Raw genomic sequence first — 17,673 nt, 5'->3', positions numbered from 1 at the left:
GCCGTGCGGCTGATGAAGGGGGCTTACCGCTCCAGCAGCCACTCGTGCTGCGGATCGTTGTGGAATTTCCAGACGCGCTTGGGGCCGGCCATCACGTTGAGGTAATAGGACTCATAGCCATAGGGCACGCTGACCGGGTGATAGCCGCGCGGTACCAGCACTACGTCGTGGTCTTCCACCGCCATGGCCTGATCCAGGTCGCGCTCGTCGGTGTAGACGCGCTGGAAGATGAACCCCTGCCCCGGATCGATGCGGTGGTAGTAGGACTCCTCCAGCAGACTCTCCGAAGGCAGGTTGTCGCGGTCATGGCGATGGGGCGGATAGCTGGAGGAATGCCCGGATGGAGTGCGCACCTCCACCACCAGCAGCGAATAGGCCGCCGCCGTGTCCGGCAGGATGTCGCAGACATAACGGGTATTGGCGCCCTTGCCACGGGTGGATCTCTGCATGCTCGCCGGCTCGATCAGCCGCGGTGGCAGCCGGTCCGCCACCACCGGATTGCCGGGCGAGGTGCAGACGGCCACTTCAGCGGCGCTGTCGGCGGTCACCCGCGCCGCGCTGCCGGGCGGCAGGTAGGCGGCATAGGGCGAGACGTCCTCGAAGACACTCTGGCGACCGGCCAGTCCGCGCCAGGCGAAGTCGCCCAGTTGCGGATGCCCGCCTTCGATACTGGCGCCGCCGCTGAGCAGCACGATGCAGACTTCCAGATCACCCGCCACCACCGGCAGGGATTCCCCCGGTTGCAGGCGGTGGGCGGCGAAGCCGACATAGTCCAGGGCACCGGCCGGGACGCTGACGATGTCGCGGGCGCTCCGGTCGGCTTTGACGAGCAGATTCATCGCGGGTCTCCTCAGGCAGTGGCCTGCGCCACCAGTTGGCGCAGATGGTCGTAGCCTTTCTTGGCGTATTCGTAGGCCGGCGCCACGGCCGGGTCCTGCTCGGCTTCCACCACCAGCCAGCCTGAATAGCCGGCGGCCACCAACACCTTGAGCAGCGCCGAGAAGTCGATGTCGCCATCCCCCGGCACGGTGAAGGTGCCGTTGAGGATGCAATCCGGAAAGCTCCACTGGTTGTTGCGCGCCAGCTGTACCACGTCCTTGCGCACGTCCTTGAAGTGCACATGGCAGACCCGGTCGATGTGTTGCTGCAGCACGCTCAGCGGATCGCCACCCCCCATGTAGCAGTGACCGGCATCGAACAGCAGGCCGACGTCCGGGGAGGTCAGCGCCAGCAACCGGGCGGTGTCCTCGGGCGATTCCACGTAGGCGCCCATGTGGTGGTGATAGGCCAGGCGCACACCCTGGCTCAGGGTGAAGGCGGCCAGCCGATCGAGCTTCTCGGCATAGGCCTGCCAGGCGGCGTCGTTGTGGAAGCGCGGCCGTTCAATCAGCGGCACCCGCTGACTCTGAATCGACCCGGCCACCTCGCCATAGACCAGCACCCTGGCGCCGTTCTCGGCCAGCAGCCGGCAGTGTGGCCGGATCGCCTCGATCTCGGCCTCGACATCACGGTGCGCCAGGCCGCTGGAATACCAGCCGGACACCAGCTCCAATCCGTGCTGACCCAGCACCTCGCCCAGGGCCTTGGGCTCGCTGGGAAACTTGCCGCCCAGCTCGAAGCCCTGGAAGCCAATTTCCTTGCCCTCGCGCAGGATGGTCTCCAGCGGGGTGTCACCGCCCAGGGCCGGCAGGTCGTCGTTGGCCCAGGAGATGGGGTTGATGCCGATCTTGAGTTTTTCTTGTGCAGTCATGTCAGCCCTACTCATTGGATAGCGATCAGGCGCGAGCGGCGCGCCAGGCCTGGATCAGGAATTCGAAGGTGGCGCGCACCTGGGCGATCAGCCCGGCATCGTCGATCTCACCGGCGAGCCAAGCCCGACTCGGTTGGCCGAAGATGGTCCGGCCCACGGCAAAGCCGCGGCAGCGGGTACTGGCACTGGCCTGACGAAAGCCTTCGGCCAGTTCCTCGGCCGGGGCATTGAGGCCCAGCAGCACTACGCCTTGGCAATGGGGATCGCGTTCGGCGATCAGGGTGTCGAGTTGCTGCCAGACACCGGCCGGCTGGGCCTCGATCTTCCACCAGTCGGGGTAGATGCCTAGGTTGTACAGCCGCTTGATGGCGCGGTAGAGCACGTCGGGCCGGGTGGACGCATGGTTCTTCGGCGGGATGACCTCCAGCAGGAGTTCGTGACCGCTGGCCTGGGCCGCCTGGTACAGCCCCCTGAGCTGGGCCTCCTGCTCCAGCCGCAGCAGCGGCTCGTCATCGGGGTGGAATTGCACCAGGCACTTGATGATCTGCTCGTCCGGCCAGCTCAGCAGGGTGCTGCCCACCGAGCGGCCGTGCTCGAAGGCCAGCGGCCGCGAATTCTGCAATTCCACCGGCCGGGCCACCCACCAGCCACGGCCGGTGGCGGCATTCAGCGCATCCTGACCGAAGCGCTCGTCGGCCAGCAGCCCGACATCCGCCGCCACGCCCTGGCACGCCAGCGCCTGCTCGACCTCGGCGATGGCCTGGACGAACAACTGCTTGAGTTGCGGAATGCGCGCCGGATCGGCCCCCGCCTGCTGGGCGCTTTCCACCAGCTGGTAGCGGTGATCGAAGGCGAAGATGAACAGCGGCTGCCAAACGCGGCGGCGGACGCTGACCCGGTGCAGGCGAGTGAGCACGGGATCGAGGTCCGGCCGGGTGATGGGCACCGGGCTGTGGTGGAGGTAGTCCAGTTCGGCCAGAGTCGGCATGGCCGGGGCGCAGCCATGGCGCGATACCACCAGTCCACCGCAGGCATTGGCCAGCCGGCAGCATTCGGCATCATCGCCACCGGTCAGCCAGCCACGCAGGAAGCCGGACATGAAGGCATCGCCCGCCCCCAGCACATTGAGCACCTCGACGCGGATGCCGCGATGGATCTCGCCCTCCTCGAGACGCGCCGGGATGGCGCCGTGGAGCACCGTGCAGCCCTGGGCGCCGAGCTTGACCACCAGGGTCGCCGCGGTCACCTCGCGCACCCGGCGCAGGGCGGTGAGCAGGTCTTCGCTGCCCCCGGCGATCTGGAATTCCTCTTCGGTGCCCACCACCAGGTCGAAGCGCGGCAGGATGCGCTGCACATGGGCGCTGACCTCGGCGCTGGCGATGAAGCGGGTCTCGCCATCGGCCTTGCCGGTCAGCCCCCAGAGCACGGGGCGGTAATCGATGTCCAGCACCCGCTTCACGCCATTGCGCTCGGCGTAGTCCAGGGCCCGGCTGCTGGCCTGGAACACGCCCTCGGTGGAGAAGTGGGTACCGGTGATCAACAGCGCCTTGCTGCTGGCGATGAAGGCCTCGTCGATGTCGTCCACGCCCAGCGCCATATCGGCGCAATTCTCGCGATAGAACACCAGGGGAAAGGTCTCGCGGTCCTTGATGCCCAGCAGCACCATGGCGGTCAGGCGCTCGCGATCCACCCGAACGCCGCGAGTGTCGCAGCCTTCGCGCGCCAGGGTCTGGGTCAGGAAACGGCCCATATGGTCATCGCCGACCCGGGTCAGCATCGCCGACTTCAGCCCCAGGCGCGCAGTGCCGAAGGCGATGTTGGCGGAGGACCCGCCCAGGTACTTGGCGAAGCTGCTGACGTCTTCCAGTGGCGCGCCGATCTGCTGCGCATAGAGGTCGACGCCCAGCCGCCCGAGGCAGATCACGTCGAACTGGCGTCCACTGGCGAAGAAATTGTCACCCATTGGTGGCTCCTGCTTATTGTTATCGGCCGACCGTTCGTACCCGAGGGCCGAATACGTTTTGAAGTGAGCTCAGGCTAGAACGCCGCCACCAACAAATCAACAAAAATTCCACATGAGTATTTATGGAATTTAATTTCCATATCCGGAAGACGCCTGGACCGGTACCCGACTTCGACGCCACCCGCCGAATGGGTTAAGTTGCCGACATAAGAATCCCACCGTGAGATTGCCCATGCCCTCTGATTCCCTGGCCGACGACGTTACCAGCAGCGCTCCGCTGGCCGATCCGCCTGGCAATGTCGAGCAACTGCTGGCCTGTATCACCCGCGATTACGACGCCCTGCCACGCCAGCTCAAGCGCGTTGCGGCCTATGTCAGCCAGCAGAGCGACAGGGTCATGGTCGATCGCATCAGCGACATTGCCAGCCAGTGCGAAGTCCATCCTTCAGCCATCGTGCGCTTCTCCCAGCGCTTCGGTTTCAAGGGCTTCAGCGAAATGCAGGCACTGTTTCGCGAGGCCTATACCCACAAGACCACGCCGGTGCAGAACTACCAGCAGCGCATCCGCAACATGATCGCCAACAAGAGCCAGCGGGCCAGCAGCGGCGATCTGGCTCGCGAGTGCATCAACGCCACCCGCTCAGGCCTGGATCGACTGGCCGAAGAACTGGACGACGCCGCCTTCGCCAAGGCTGTCGACCTGCTGGTGAACGCCGAGAACATCTATGTGGTGGGGGTGCGTCGCTCCTTCGCCGTAGCCGATTACCTGGTCTACAACCTGCAGCACACCAACAAGCGCATCCACCTCATCACCGGTCTGGGCGGCGGCTATCGCGAGCAGATGCGCAGCATCGCCCAGGGCGACCTGCTGATCGCCATCAGCTTCAGCCCCTATGGCAAGGAAAGTCAGCAATGCGTGCGCATTGCCCAGCACCACAAGGCCAAGACGCTGATCATCACCGACAGCAACCTCTCGCCCCTGGCCAAGCGCGCCAGCGCGCTGCTACTGGTCAACGAAGGTAGCGCCTTCGCCTTCCGATCGTTGAGTGCCACCCTGTGCCTCTGTCAGGCACTGTTCCTGGCCCTTGGCTATCGCCTGGAATTGAAGATGGATGAGATTCAGCTGACTCAGGAAGAAGACGACTAGCTTGATAAGGGCGGGCCAGAGCAGACCTTCCGCTCTCAAAGAAGCCTCGCCCATTTTTTAGAAAATATTTTCTAAAAGGATATAAACGATATTTTAATTGCATGAGCGAAGACCTGTGCCTAGGATGAGGCCAAGCCTTTCGATGGCCGATCACTCCCGCGCCTCGGTCGACAAGAACAACAAGGAGTCCTCATGCCCATGCCCCCTCACCGCACGCTGTCAGTCCAAGCCCTTCCGCTCGGTCGGCCGCCCTCAGCTCTCGCCTAGTCCCCCTCTTTTCACGACTCGTCGAGGCTCTTTCCATGGAAACCAGCAAGATCGCTCTGGCCGGCACCGCATCGCCCGCCGGTGCCACCCCCAGTAGTCGCAAACTCCAGGTCATCACCACCATCGCCACCTTTGGCGGCCTGCTGTTCGGCTACGATACCGGCGTCATCAACGGCGCCCTGCCCTTCATCAAGAACGACCTGCAACTGACCCCGCTCACCGAAAGCCTAGTGGTCTCCTCACTGGTATTCGGCGCAGCCCTGGGCTCGATCGTCAGCGGACGTTTTTCCGACGCCCATGGCCGCCGGCGCATCATTCTGCTGCTCTCGTTCATCTTCATGCTGGGCACCCTGGGCTGCACCTTCGCGCCCAATACCGCCACGATGGTGCTCGCCCGCTTCGTGCTTGGTCTTGCCGTGGGCGGCGCCTCGGTCACCGTGCCGGTCTACCTGGCCGAGATGGCTCCCAAGCATTTACGCGGGCAGCTGGTTACCCGTCAGGAGCTGATGATCGTCACCGGTCAGTTGCTGGCCTTCACCAACAACGCGCTGATCGCCAATTTCTACGACGGCGACCACACCTGGCGCTGGATGCTGGTGATCGCCACCCTTCCCGCCATCGTGTTGTGGATCGGCATGCTCAGCGTGCCGGAGAGCCCACGCTGGCTGGCCTCCAAGGGACGCTTCGGCGAGATGTTGCGCACCCTGCGCCAGATTCGCGAGGAGCACCACGCTCAAGCTGAAGCTCGTGAAGTTCGCCAGCAGGCCGAAGACGACGCTCGCCAGGGTGAAGGTGGCTGGGCCGACCTCAAGACCCCCTGGATCCGCCGCGTCTTTCTCATCGGCCTGGGCATCGCCGTCACCCAGCAGATCACCGGGGTCAACTCCATCATGTACTACGGCACCCAGATCCTCACCGATTCCGGATTCGCAACGAAGGGCGCTCTGATCGCCAACGTCGCCAATGGCGCCATCTCGGTGGTGGCCACCTTCGTTGGCATCTGGTTATTAGGCCGGGTCAACCGCCGCCCCATGCTGCTGATCGGTCTGCTCGGTACCACCACCTCGCTGCTGCTGATCGGGGTGCTGTCCCTGATCCTCGAGCCGGGCCTTACCCGCGGCTTCGCCATTCTCTCCCTGACCGTGGCTTTTCTGGCTTTCCAGCAAGGCGCCATCTCGCCAGTGACCTGGCTGATGCTGGCGGAGATCTTCCCCATGCGCATCCGCGGCTTCGCCTTGGGCATGTCCGGCTTCGTACTGTGGCTGGTCAACTTCCTGGTGGGTTTCTTCTTCCTGCAACTGGTGGCCTGGTTCAGCATCTCCACCACCTTCTTCCTGTTCTTCGCGCTAGGACTGGTGGCCTTGACCTTCGTGTTCCGCTACCTGCCAGAGACCCGCGGCCACTCGTTGGAATCCCTCGAACGCTACTTCCGCAAGCTGGGCTGATGCCACTGCTCGCCATTCACCTTCAAGATCATCGTATCCAGGAGTCATGCCATGAAAATCGCCATTGATCCCTACATGTATCGCAACCTGAGCCTCGCGGAGACCTGTCGGCGGGTAGCGGAGTCCGGCTTCGAATATCTGGAGCTTTCGCCGAGGGAAGACTTCCTACCCTGGTGGAAGCGTCCTCGAGCACATTCGGAGCGCATCGCCGAACTCAAAAAAGCGCTCAAGGACCATGGTCTGCAGGTCGCCTCGCTACTGCCCATGTACCGCTGGGCCAGTCCCCACGAGGACGAACGCCAGGCCGCAGTCAATTACTGGAAGGAAGCCATCCAGGTAGCGGTGGAGCTAGGCTGCGACACCATGAATTCCGAATTCGGTCGTGGTCCCTCGCCCGAGCGCGGTCACAAGATCAGTTGCTGTGGCGGCAGCCATAGTCATGAGTCCAGTGAAGCGGCCTGGTGGCGCTCGATGGAAGAGCTGGTCCCGATCTTCGAGCGCGAAGGCATCACCCTGAACATGGAGCCGCATCCGGAAGACTGGTGCGAGACGTTGCATCCGGCCATCGACATGCTCAAAAGCATCGGGTCCGCCAACGTCAAATTTCTTTATTGCGCGCCCCACACCTTCTACTTCGGCGACGACATGGCCCAGATGATCGCAGATGCCGGCTCGCTGATCGGCCACGTGCACATTGCCGATACCTGGAACCACAAGGCTTCCTCAGGCCTGCGCTATATCGTCAATCCGCCAGGTGCCCAGGTAAGCGTGCATCAGCATATGAACATGTACCAGGGCGAGATCGACTGGGACCTGTTCTTCTCCTCGCTGGCCAAGGTGGGTTTCGACGGCATCGTCACGTCCTGTGTGTTCGGCTGGGAAGAACGCGCCGATGAGTCGGGGCGTTTCATGCGTCAGGAGATTCAAAAGTACGTAGACAAGCATTGGCTACGCTGAGACAGCGCCGCGCAAACGCTTGATCGACAAACAGAAATTTCTTGAGCAGAAGGCTTGACAGCCACCGGCGCCTTGCCAATAATGCGCGCCTCGGATGGCTACGTAGCTCAGCTGGTTAGAGCATAGCATTCATAATGCTGGGGTCCGGGGTTCAAGTCCCTGCGTAGCCACCACCTATTTCCAAGGGTCAGCGTAAGCTGGCCCTTTTTTATTGCCCGGATTTTTCCTTTCCTGGAGATCACGGCTACAGCCCGTACCGCTCTGGGTCTCGTCTTCCTCCGAGTGAGGACCCCGCTCCGCTCCCCTCCTGGACAGCCTTCCCGCCACACGAAGAAGTCCAGCATAAGCAGACCCGATCTATGGGTGGCACCGCTCTTCGTCCCCTCTCCCTTTGGGAGAGGGCTAGGGTGAGGGGCCGACCGCCCGGCCGCTCCCCAGCCGCAGCGTAAGAAAGCCTTTCCCGCCCCATGAAAAAGCCCGGCCTAAGCCGGGCTCCATCACCGCGCAACACCCTTACAGCGCGACCTTCTGCTTGCTCTCCAGCTCTTCCGCAGCAGCCGCGTCCTGAGTATCGATGGACTGCACCAGCGCCTTGGAGCTGAAGGCTCGCAGGTCACGCAAGAAGTTGTCGCGCCAGGAGGCCAGGTCCGCCTGGCGGATCACCCGCATCATGTCCTCGTAGCGCGACTTGCGCTCTTCCAGCGACATGCGCAGCGCCCGGTCCAACGCCTCCGCCATGCCAACGTGGTCATAGGGATTCACGATCAACGCCGAATTGAGTTCGCGCGCCGCACCGGCAAAGCGCGACAGCACCAGCACGCCGGGATTCTCCGGATCCTGGGCCGCCACGTACTCTTTGGCCACCAGGTTCATGCCATCTCGCAGCGGGGTCACCAGACCCACGTCGGAAGAGCGGAACAACCCCATCACCGTGCGCCGGTCATAGCTCTTGTTCAGGTAGCGGATCGGTGTCCAGTCCAGCTCGGAGAAGTGGCCGTTGATATGGCCGGCATGGCTCTCCAGCTGGCGGCGAATGTTCTGGTAAGAGACCACGTCTGCCCGCGACGAGGGCGCGATCTGCACGAACTGCACCGCCCGATGATGCTCGGGGAAATGCTCCAGCAGCTTCTCGAACGCCTGGAAGCGCTCCACCAGACCTTTGGAATAGTCGAGCCGGTCGACGCTGACGATGGTCTTGTAGGGCACGCCCTCGATGCTGCGCGAGATGAACTGGCGCCGCGTACGATAGGACTCGGCCTGCTTCTGGATGACGTCCGGCATCACGCCAATGGGATAGACGCCCACGCGGAAGTTGTGACCATAGGCGGTCAAACTGCCATCCTTTTCCAGCACGCCGCGTACTTCGCGGGTGATGTAGTCCTGGAAGGCCAGCTGGTCTGTATCGGTCTGGAAGCCGATCAGGTCATAGAAGCACAGGGTCTTGAGCAATTCGTTGTGCGGCGGAATCGCGGTGAGGATTTCCGGCGCCGGGAAAGGAATGTGCAGGAAGAACCCGATACGGTTGCGAATGCCCAGCATGCGGCAGGCTTCGGCGAAGGGAATCAGGTGGTAATCGTGCACCCAGATGATGTCATCGGGCTTGAGCAGGGGCTTGAGGCGCTCGGCCATGGCCATGTTGACGCGTCGATAGCCGTCGTACTCTTCGCGGTTGTAGCGCGCCAGATCGATCCGGTAATGGAAGATCGGCCAGAGGGTGGCGTTGGAAAAGCCGCGGTAGTAGTGGTCGTAGTCGCGCTTGGTCAGGCCGAAGGTTACGTAGTCGATGTTGTCCTTGGTCTGGGTCTTGGCCGGCCCGTTTTCCTTGACCGTCTCGCCGTTCCAGCCGAACCAGATGCCACCCGACTTGCGCAGGGCGTCCAGCACGCCCACCGCCAGACCACCCGCGGTCGCCTTGCCTTCTTCGATCGGGGCTACCCGATTCGATACCACCACTAAACGGCTCATCCTAATCTCCTTGCTTATAATGTGGCGCGAGGTCGCGGCTCAGCTGTTGCAGCCAGAGGGCTACCGCTTGGACCGAAGGCAGGCGGGTCTTGGCGACCGTCTCCCCCTCCCCCACCTTGACGGTCAGACCGCCTCGCGCATTGACGACAGCGAACCCCTCTTCATCGGTGCGATCATCACCGAGAAACACCGGCAGGCAGCCGGCAAAGGGTTCCAGTTCGAGAAAACGGGCGATGGCTTCGCCCTTGCTCGCCGCAGCGGGCTTGAGTTCGAAGACGCACTTGCCCGGCTGCAACTTGAATTCGGAATGGTCGGCCGCGATGCCTTCGGCCAGTTCGCGTACCAGGGCTTCCTTGTCCGGCGCCTGGCGATAGTGCAGGGCGAAGGCCACGCTCTTGCGTTCGAGCAGCAGGTCCGGATGTTCGGCCAGGGCCGCTTCTAGACGGGCACCGACTTGCGCCAGCATCTCAGCGTCCAGGGTCACCCGATGGGTCTTGCCCTGGGGATCGCGCCATTCGGCGCCATGCACTCCAGCCGCGGCCAGCCGCAGCGGCGCCGTGAAGCCATCAATCTCGGCTAGCGGGCGCCCGGAAACCACGGCGACGCCATGGTGGCGCGCCAGCTGTTCGAGGGCGGCGAGGGTTTCGGCGGGAATGAAAACCTGTTCCGGACGTGGCTGCAATTCTGCCAGGGTGCCATCCAGATCGAAGAAGAAGGCCAGCGGTTGGCCCGATGAGGTGAGGCTGTCGAGGTCGATCATGGAAGGTACGACTGCCGGGTCACCGTATGGTTCGTTCACACCTTCCGGCGGTGCCGAGGAATTCCCCTTGCCGACGCGTAGTCGGATTCAGGGAGATGCTCTAGCAGCCCTGCCTTTGGAGACCACCATGAACAAGCCCGACATCACCAAGACCCCCGAAGAGATCGATGACATCCAGGACCGCATGGGCGACATGCGCGAACTCGACTTCAGCGAGCGTAAGGACGAGCGCGGTGGTCGCATCGGCGACGAAATGGACGAGCGCGACTATGCAGGCCAATTCCCCGAGGAGCGCGTGCGCCAGGCCGGCATGACCGGTGGCGAAACCCTGGATCATCAACCGACCATGGACGACGCCAGTCCGGAAACCCTGCTGGACGAGACCGGCGCCCGTTCGCCGACCGACTACGGCGATGCCTGGCCCAATGACAAGGAGCTGAGCGTGGTCGAAGACACGGACATCGGCGGCGGCTCTGGCCAGGACGAAGCCGAATTGGGTCGCAGCCATCCCCTGGACGGCCAGGCGTGGGATGGCGAGGCCGACGAGCCCAACGAAGCCGAAACCCAACGGGACGCCCGCTACGCCGATCTGGACGCCAACGACGAAGACCTCGCCGGTGATACCGGTCTGGATCTGGACGAAAAGCGCGCCGACCACTGAAACTGCTGAGGGCCTAGTCGAGCAGCGTACAGGCCATCACCAGCGCATCTTCCCGGCCGCCGACCGCGGGATAATAGTCCCGCCGGCGGCCGATCTCGTTGAAGCCATAGCGCTCATACAGCCGGTAGGCCGACTGATTGCTGGCGCGCACCTCCAGAAAGCACTCGTTGGCCTTGGCCTTGCGCGCTTCCTGCAGCAAATGCTCCAGCAGGCGCAGACCGAGACCGCGCCCCTGGCTTTCCGGCTTGATGGTGATATTGAGCAGATGGGCTTCGTCGAGAATGACGTTGATCACTCCATGCCCCACCTGCTGCTCGCCGGCCGTCATCACCCAGCAGTCGTAGGACTTGAGCGCATCCAGGAAGATGCCGCGGGTCCAGGGGTGGCTGAAGGCCTGATATTCGATCTTCAATACCGTGTTCAGATCGGCTTCGGTCATCCGCCGAAAGCTCACCGCATCGTTCATTGCTGTTCCATCCAGCGGCGCCGCTGCGGGCGCATGGCTTGCCAGAGCCTGGCCTTGGCAGCCGGCTCTTCCATCAAGATATCCAGCCCTGGCACCAGCCAGGCCGGTCCCAGGGCGGTGTCCTGTTCCACACCGGTGAGCTGCGCATCCTCGACGCCACCGCAGCGCCGCGCCGCGCCGCCGATCAGCCAGAGCCCCAGGCCCTCGCCCAGGCGCTCCTGGTGCCCCGAGACGAAGCTCTGCACGAATTCGCAGGCCGCGGCCGGCCCCTGGTCGAGTTGACCGCTGTTGAGCAGCGGCCAGCGAATGGGTTCTTCGCTGACGATCCGTGGCGTATCCGGCAGGCCAGCAGCGCGCAGCAGATCCCTCAGCAACAGATAGGCAGGATCGCGCGAACCCAGAGTATCGCCAGTGGGCAATTCCAGCAGCAACAGGCAACGCCCGGCCTGCAACAGCTGCAAGGCGAAGCGCGGCGCCGGCTCGCGCGACGGTGACGGCGCGCGCTCCGGTTCCGGCTCGGCTGCAGGAGTCGCAGCCGGCTTGACCGCAGTGGGTCGCGGGATCTCGATGCGCGGCCGATGCGCCGCCGGTGCCTCGGCTACCGCAGCGGCCGGCGCAGCCTTGGCCACCGGTTCCGGGCGTACCACCCGGGCGGTGACGGGCGCCTCCTCCGGTTCCTCGACCCACAGGGCCTCCGGCCGCGAAGGCGCCGCGAAGGGCAATACCGTACGCGGCACCCAGACATCCAGCTGCAGCGCCTGCAGATAGGCGCGACGACGTGCCTCGGCGGCAAGCGAGGGGCTGGTGGAAGGGGCGGGGTCGGACATGGGCGGATCCTTCGGACACGCGGCGGGATTATGCGGGGCGGCATTGTCGCCCGGATCGTCCCGGATCGAAAGGCCGCCCTGCCCATCGGTCCCACCGCAGTCACATCGAAGGCTCTGGCGTCTGGAGTACAATGGCGCTTTTGTCTGGTGCGGTCCCCGCCATGATCGACCCCAAACGCGTCCTGCGTACCCTCGCCGAACACTGGCACCTCATCGACCCGCTGTGCACCCACTTCGACAGCGGTACCCTGGGCCTGGCCGAACTGCGCGCCCGCCTCGCCGAGCAGTTGCCCGAACGCACGCCGGCCGACCTGACGGCCCTGCTGGACACCTGGATCCGCCTCGACATCCTGGTGCCGGTGGCCAAGAGCCCCAACCGCTTCGAACTCAATGGCCAGATCCACGACTTCCTCGGCTACCTCAGGCGCGAACACCGCCTGGGCCTGTGCCTGGAGATCGAGGCCTACCTGCGCCACCTGGAACGCCTCGCCGGCCACATCCGCGAAGCCTTCGACAACCGCGACGGCCCCGATCTCGTTCGCCAGCTGCGCCTGCTGGACATGCGCGTGCGCGACGTCCTCAAGAAGCTCGCCAACGATGGCCATGCCCTGGAAGGCGTCGCCGAACGCGCCAAGACCAGCGACCGCCAGATTCCCCTGCGCCAACGCTATGCCGAGGTGCTGGCCACCTGGGACGAATACGTCGAGCCGATGATCCAGCTGGTGGCCGCCGATGGCGCCTTCGAGCGTGGGGTGCATCGCGTCGAGCAGGTCCTCCTGCACCTGCTGGGCGAACAGCAGCGCTTAGGCCACCTGGTCGACGACGACCTGCTGCTGCGCACCCAGGCCCGTATCCTGGAAATGCACAATGCCGCCCAACTGGCCCTGAGACGTGCGCGCGAACTGCTCTTGCCGTTGCGCGAAGAAGCACGCCGGCACAACGCCGTGACCCGCGGCGCCGCCCTGGCCCTGGCCACCATTCGCCGCAAGGGTCTCGACGCCGTGCCCCAGGCCGCTTTGCCGCTGTTCAGCCGGCCGCAGAGCGTCTTCCTCGGCACCACCGCCCAGGTGGAAAGCTATGTCTACGCCCTGGCCCGCTTCGAACCCAAGCCGGCACGCTTCCCCAGCCAGTCCACACGCCAGCGCGATACCGAGCGCCCGGCGGCGCCCCGTACCGCACGCGAAATGCTCGATCTCTGCCAGGACGCCCTGCCGCTGCCCGACCTCATGGCCTGGCTGCTGGAACAGGAGCCAGCCGGCGACACCGACGAGTTGCTCTACTGGTTCTCGCGCCTGTCTCGGGATACGCGCTTCCAGCGCCAGCGGCTGGATCGGCGCCACTACGACACCCTCGAACACCGCGTCAGCCTATGCTCCTACGCCCTGACCGCCCGATCTCTCGCGAGCGACGCCCATGCAACTTGATCTCAATGAAATGACCCAGCTCGCGCCTATCTTCCGCGAACTGTTCAAGGGCTATCACCTGTCCCGTAGCGAGCCCGAGAGCTACGCCCAGCTCAGCCAGCAACAGGACCAGTACCGCGCCCTGTTCCGCGCCCTCGGCTTCGAACTGGTCTGCGATCCGCGCGGCTTCTACTACTTCGTTCCCGAGCAGATGGGTGCCCAGGTCAACAAGACCGCCCAGCGTCTGGCGCTGTTCACCTTCATCCTGGTCGAGCACCTGGCCGACCAGGGCCGCGACCCCCTGGCCGTGCTCGACGGCGGCACCCTGGGTCGGCACGAATTGCCGGCGCTGCTGGACAAGTACCGTGACCTCTTCCTGCAGGCCGAGGTGACCACCCAGGAAGAACTGGAGGAAAAGATCCTGCGCCGCCTGACCCAGCTCGGCTTCGCCCTGGACAGCAACGGTACCTACCGCTTCCTGCCGCCCATGCACCGCTTCCTCGACGTCTGCCTGACCGTACAGCAGGACCGCGACCTGGCCGCCGGCCTGCATGCCAGCGACCTGCCGCTGCCGGCTCCGACCCTGGCCAGCGACGAGGACAGCACCGAGGAGAGCGCCGACGAGGATGACGAAGAGGCCGCCCTGGCCCGCGCCATCGCCGCAGAACGGGAGTTCGACCTATGATCCGCTACGGCATCAGCCGCTTTGCCCTGCTCAACACCGCCGGCTACAGCCTCGGCCTCTTCCCGCTGGAACAGCCGCTGTCGGTCTATGGCGCCAACAACCTCGGCAAGAGCGCCTCGATCAACGCCCTGCAATTCCCCATCCTGGCGCGGCTCTCCGACATGAGCTTCGGTAAGTACAGCAACGAGCAGTCGCGCAAGTTCTACTTCGCCACCGACACCAGCTACATCCTCATCGAGCTGCGCCTGGCCCACGGCCCCCACGTCATCGGCGTGGCCGGTCGCGGTCCGGGGGGCGGCTTCGGTCACCAGTTCTTCGCCTATGCCGGCGAACTTGATCTGGCCCATTATCAACGTGACGGCGCCTGCCTGCGCCAGCGCGAGCTCTTCGCCAGCCTGGAGCGTGCCGGCCTCAAGGCCTACGAGGTCAAACCCGAGGAGTTACGTCGCCTGCTGGTCGGCGGCCACACCAGCATTCCGCTGGATTTGACCCTGATTCCGCTCAGATCCACCAGTGAACAGAGCCTCAAGACCTTCCGCGCCCTGTTCATCAATCTGCTGCACATGCGCGAGATCACCGCCGCCAAGCTCAAGCAGCTGTTTCTCGACGCCTTCGAGCACAGCCTGAGATCCGGCAGCGTCGACTACATCGCCGCCTGCGAGGAAGCCTTCCGCGACGTGCGCCGCATGGAGCAGGACTACCAGTCCCTGGTGGCCGCCGGCCCCCTGGTGGAAGCCCTGGCCAAGGGCGTCGAACAGCGCGATCACCTGAGAGGCAAGCTGCATCGCCTTTCGCCCCTGCTCGACAGCCTGCTCGGCACCTGGCAGCACTACCTGGGCGACCGTCGCGACGAACTCCTGGCCCAGACCGAACACTACCGCCAGGAACAGGACGGCCTGCAGCAGAGCCAGCGCGACGGCACCAGTGAGCTGATGCGCCGCGAGCGCGAGATCAGCAGCCTGCAGCGCTGGCTCGCCGACCTGGCCCAGCTCAAGCACCGCTTCGCCCTGGTGGACTCCACCGCGCCTCTGGAGGCTCAGCTACTGGCCGCCAAGGATGCCCACGACGAACTGGCCGGCGCCCTTTCCCAGGCGCGTCAGTTCAGCAGCGAAGACCTCGACCAGCGCGTCCGCGAACTGGAACAGCGCCTCAAGGGTATTCGCCAGCAACTGGATCACGCCGACAACAACAGCTACGCCCGGTTGCGTGAGGAATTCAGCCAGGCCGACGTCGACCGCCTGATGCGACTGTTCAACGGTCAGCTGTTCAGTCTGCCGCTCGGCCCCAAGGGCGTTGAACTGGCCGAAGACGGCAGTTGGGTTAAGACCTTCGAAGGCATCCTGGCACGTTTTCAGGGCGATCACCTCGAACTGCCAGGCCTGTCCCTCAACCTTTCGGGGATCGAGCCGCCCACCCTGCAGGCCCTGGCTGACCGTGCCGCCTTGCGCGACCAGAAGGACCGCCTGGAGCGCGAACTCAAGCAACTCAAGGCCCAGCAGGGCGTCAGCCTTGACCGCCAGGCCAGCAAGGCCCAGGCCGAAGTCCTCTACCAGCAGGTCCTGGATGCCCAGAAGGCCCTGGAAGATTTCCGCCGCTGCCAGACCCTCGGCACCGAAGAAAACGAAAAACTCGAACAGCTGGCCCAGCTGGAAGCCGCCCAGGACGAACTGAGGCGCGCTGGTGACGCCTTCACCGAACGCGTCCAGCAACTCTCTGCCAAGCTGCAGCTGATCGGCCGCCAGCTGGCCGACCTGGAAGCCAAGGACCGCACCCTGGCCGACGCCCTGCGCCGCCGCCAGCTGCTGCCCACCGACCTGCCCCAGGGCACGCCCTTCATGGAAGCGGTGGACGATTCCCTGGAGAACCTGCTGCCGCTGCTCAACGACTACCAGGACACCTGGCAGGCCCTGCAGCGCGCCGACACCCAGATCGAGGCGCTCTATGCCCAGGTCCGCCTCAAGGGTGTCGCCAAGTTCGATAACGAGGAAGACCCCGAGCGTCGCCTGCAGCTGCTGGTCAATGCCTATGCCCATCGCCAGGACGAAGCCCTGACCCTGGCCAAGGCCCGCCGCGCCGCCGTCACCGATATCGCCCGCACCCTGAGAAACATCCGCAGCGACTACGACAACCTGGAACACCAGCTGCAGCTGTTCAACCGCGAGATCAACCGCAAGCAGGTCTCCAACCTGGAAAGCTTCCGCATTGTCCTGGCGCCCAACAAGGAAGCGCTCAAGCACATCGACCAGATCATCCACAGCGCGGGTCAGTACGAGGAAGGCGAAACCCTTTCGGTCTTCGACCTCACCCAGGACAGCAGCCAGGACCAGAAGAACGAGGACGCCAAGGAATACCTGGCCCGCCTGGTAGCCGCCAATGGCAACCAGCTCGGCCTCAAGGACCTCTTCGAACTGGCCTTCGAGATCACCAAGCAGGGTGGTCAGCCAATCCTGCATACCGACATCGACGGCGCCGCGTCCAATGGCACCACCATGACCATCAAGGCGCTCACCAACATGTACCTGTTGCTGCACCTGATGGACCGGGAGCAGGCCGCCAAGATCCGTCTGCCCTACTACCTGGACGAAGCCGCCGACATCGACGAACGCAACCAGCAGGCCCTGATCGAGACCAGCCAGCAACTGGGCTTCGTGCCCATCCTGGCCAGCGTCAAACCCCAGGTCAGCGCCCAGGTCGCCATCGACCTCGAAGGTGGCAGCGGCCCCGGCGGTATCTACATCGACGAAGCCGACTGGAAGTACATCGCCAAACGCGACCTGGCCCTGCCCGACCCCGCCTGAGTCCTTCCAGAACGCAAAAAGCCCGGCACATGCCGGGCTTTTTGTTGCTCTGTCTTTGTAGGTTGGGCGGAGCACAGCGAAGCCCAACATCCGGAAGCCAACCTCGCCCCGTCAACGCTCCGCCGCCGCTCGCTCGATCCCTGCAGCAGACCTGATCGTTGGGCTTCGCTGCGCTCAGCACCAACCTACACCGGCCCCTTGCCGCGCTTCAAACACGACAGCCCGGCGCAGCCGGGCTGTCGGTGCTCTTGCAGCCCTCAAGCCGCACCTTGGCTGTCAGGTAGCCCTCAAGCACCCAGGCACACCGCTCCTGGTCCCCTCTCCCCTCGGGAGAGGGCTAGGGTGAGGGAAACCTCAGGCACCTTAGACTACCAGCCTGCGCTGCTCCCCCATCCGTCCAAATGCCTTGGCGTCCGATTAAACTTTTCCGACCCCAAAGACAACACCCCCGCCAGAGTGAACTGAGCGGGGGTGCTGGGTGTTAGGCGCTTGACGATGACCTACTCTCACATGGGGAAACCCCACACTACCATCGGCGATGCATCGTTTCACTTCTGAGTTCGGGAAGGGATCAGGTGG

Annotated in this window: 14 protein-coding genes, 1 tRNA gene and 1 rRNA gene; 8 read left to right on the top strand and 8 right to left on the bottom strand. The window is 64.3% G+C overall.

The annotated features are described in order from the left end of the window. Positions 1-23: 23 nt before the first annotated feature. The 3 genes from iolB to LRS53_RS17935 are packed head-to-tail and all read right to left on the bottom strand — an operon-like array spanning position 24 to position 3,713. Positions 24-839, bottom strand: a complete 816-nt coding sequence (gene iolB / locus LRS53_RS17945; protein WP_231356832.1) for a 5-deoxy-glucuronate isomerase — start codon at positions 837-839, stop codon at positions 24-26. A gap of 11 nt (positions 840-850) precedes the next feature. Continuing rightward, positions 851-1,750: a myo-inosose-2 dehydratase gene (iolE, locus tag LRS53_RS17940; protein WP_231356831.1), complete on the bottom strand. Its 900-nt coding sequence runs from the start codon at positions 1,748-1,750 to the stop codon at positions 851-853. A 25-nt stretch (positions 1,751-1,775) separates the two neighbouring features. Beyond that, on the bottom strand, positions 1,776-3,713 hold the full coding sequence (locus LRS53_RS17935) for a bifunctional 5-dehydro-2-deoxygluconokinase/5-dehydro-2-deoxyphosphogluconate aldolase (RefSeq protein ID WP_231356830.1): 1,938 nt from the start codon (positions 3,711-3,713) through the stop codon (positions 1,776-1,778). A 232-nt stretch (positions 3,714-3,945) separates the two neighbouring features. On the opposite strand from LRS53_RS17935, the gene LRS53_RS17930 reads away from it, so the two are divergent. From LRS53_RS17930 to LRS53_RS17915, 4 genes are all read left to right on the top strand, one after another. Then, a complete protein-coding gene (locus tag LRS53_RS17930; RefSeq protein WP_007161507.1) occupies positions 3,946-4,860 on the top strand; it encodes a MurR/RpiR family transcriptional regulator in 915 nt (304 codons plus the stop codon). A 302-nt stretch (positions 4,861-5,162) separates the two neighbouring features. Beyond that, a complete protein-coding gene (locus tag LRS53_RS17925) occupies positions 5,163-6,572 on the top strand; it encodes a sugar porter family MFS transporter (protein WP_231356829.1) in 1,410 nt (469 codons plus the stop codon). A gap of 51 nt (positions 6,573-6,623) precedes the next feature. After that, a complete protein-coding gene (locus LRS53_RS17920) occupies positions 6,624-7,529 on the top strand; it encodes a sugar phosphate isomerase/epimerase family protein (protein ID WP_064309345.1) in 906 nt (301 codons plus the stop codon). A 96-nt stretch (positions 7,530-7,625) separates the two neighbouring features. Next, positions 7,626-7,702: transfer RNA gene (locus LRS53_RS17915), tRNA-Met, on the top strand. A 340-nt stretch (positions 7,703-8,042) separates the two neighbouring features. Here the strand turns inward: LRS53_RS17915 and otsA are convergent. Together otsA and otsB are read right to left on the bottom strand one after the other, a co-directional pair. Beyond that, entirely contained in the window at positions 8,043-9,494 is a 1,452-nt protein-coding gene (gene otsA, locus LRS53_RS17910; protein ID WP_017641140.1) for an alpha,alpha-trehalose-phosphate synthase (UDP-forming), read from the bottom strand. A 1-nt stretch (position 9,495) separates the two neighbouring features. Further along, on the bottom strand, positions 9,496-10,254 hold the full coding sequence (otsB, locus tag LRS53_RS17905; protein ID WP_231356828.1) for a trehalose-phosphatase: 759 nt from the start codon (positions 10,252-10,254) through the stop codon (positions 9,496-9,498). A gap of 127 nt (positions 10,255-10,381) precedes the next feature. Between otsB and LRS53_RS17900 the strand changes: the two genes are divergently transcribed. After that, the gene (locus LRS53_RS17900; protein WP_160924158.1) at positions 10,382-10,915 is read left to right on the top strand and encodes a hypothetical protein; all 534 of its coding nucleotides are present in this window, start codon (positions 10,382-10,384) and stop codon (positions 10,913-10,915) included. 13 nt (positions 10,916-10,928) lie between these two features. Here the strand turns inward: LRS53_RS17900 and rimI are convergent, their stop codons facing one another. Both rimI and LRS53_RS17890 read right to left on the bottom strand, forming a co-directional pair. Then, complete coding sequence (gene rimI, locus LRS53_RS17895; protein WP_017641143.1) at positions 10,929-11,381, bottom strand: ribosomal protein S18-alanine N-acetyltransferase; 453 nt, start codon at positions 11,379-11,381, stop codon at positions 10,929-10,931. After that, positions 11,378-12,208 (bottom strand): energy transducer TonB, encoded by an 831-nt coding sequence (locus tag LRS53_RS17890; protein ID WP_231356827.1) that lies wholly within the window; start codon positions 12,206-12,208, stop codon positions 11,378-11,380. The genes rimI and LRS53_RS17890 overlap by 4 nt, the downstream gene beginning before the upstream one ends. Before the next feature lie 161 nt (positions 12,209-12,369). On the opposite strand from LRS53_RS17890, the gene mksB reads away from it, so the two are divergent. Genes mksB through mksF form a run of 3 tightly spaced genes read left to right on the top strand, consistent with a single transcriptional unit; the run spans position 12,370 to position 17,094 of the window. After that, positions 12,370-13,632, top strand: a complete 1,263-nt coding sequence (mksB, locus tag LRS53_RS17885; protein ID WP_231356826.1) for an Mks condensin complex protein MksB — start codon at positions 12,370-12,372, stop codon at positions 13,630-13,632. After that, positions 13,622-14,296, top strand: a complete 675-nt coding sequence (gene mksE / locus LRS53_RS17880) for an Mks condensin complex protein MksE (RefSeq protein ID WP_231356825.1) — start codon at positions 13,622-13,624, stop codon at positions 14,294-14,296. The genes mksB and mksE overlap by 11 nt, the downstream gene beginning before the upstream one ends. Next, positions 14,293-17,094: an Mks condensin complex protein MksF gene (gene mksF / locus LRS53_RS17875; protein WP_231356824.1), complete on the top strand. Its 2,802-nt coding sequence runs from the start codon at positions 14,293-14,295 to the stop codon at positions 17,092-17,094. Before mksE ends, mksF begins: the two co-directional genes overlap by 4 nt. A 487-nt stretch (positions 17,095-17,581) precedes the next feature. Here mksF and rrf read toward each other — a convergent pair. Further along, positions 17,582-17,673, bottom strand: a 5S ribosomal RNA gene (rrf, locus tag LRS53_RS17870); the annotation flags it as partial.

The sequence above is a fragment of the Pseudomonas sp. PLB05 genome (genome assembly GCF_021106615.1).
Taxonomy (GTDB): Bacteria; Pseudomonadota; Gammaproteobacteria; order Pseudomonadales; family Pseudomonadaceae; genus Chryseomonas; species Chryseomonas benzopyrenica.
Note: the sequence above shows the minus strand (reverse complement) of the source record. Positions and strands in the feature narration are given on the sequence as shown.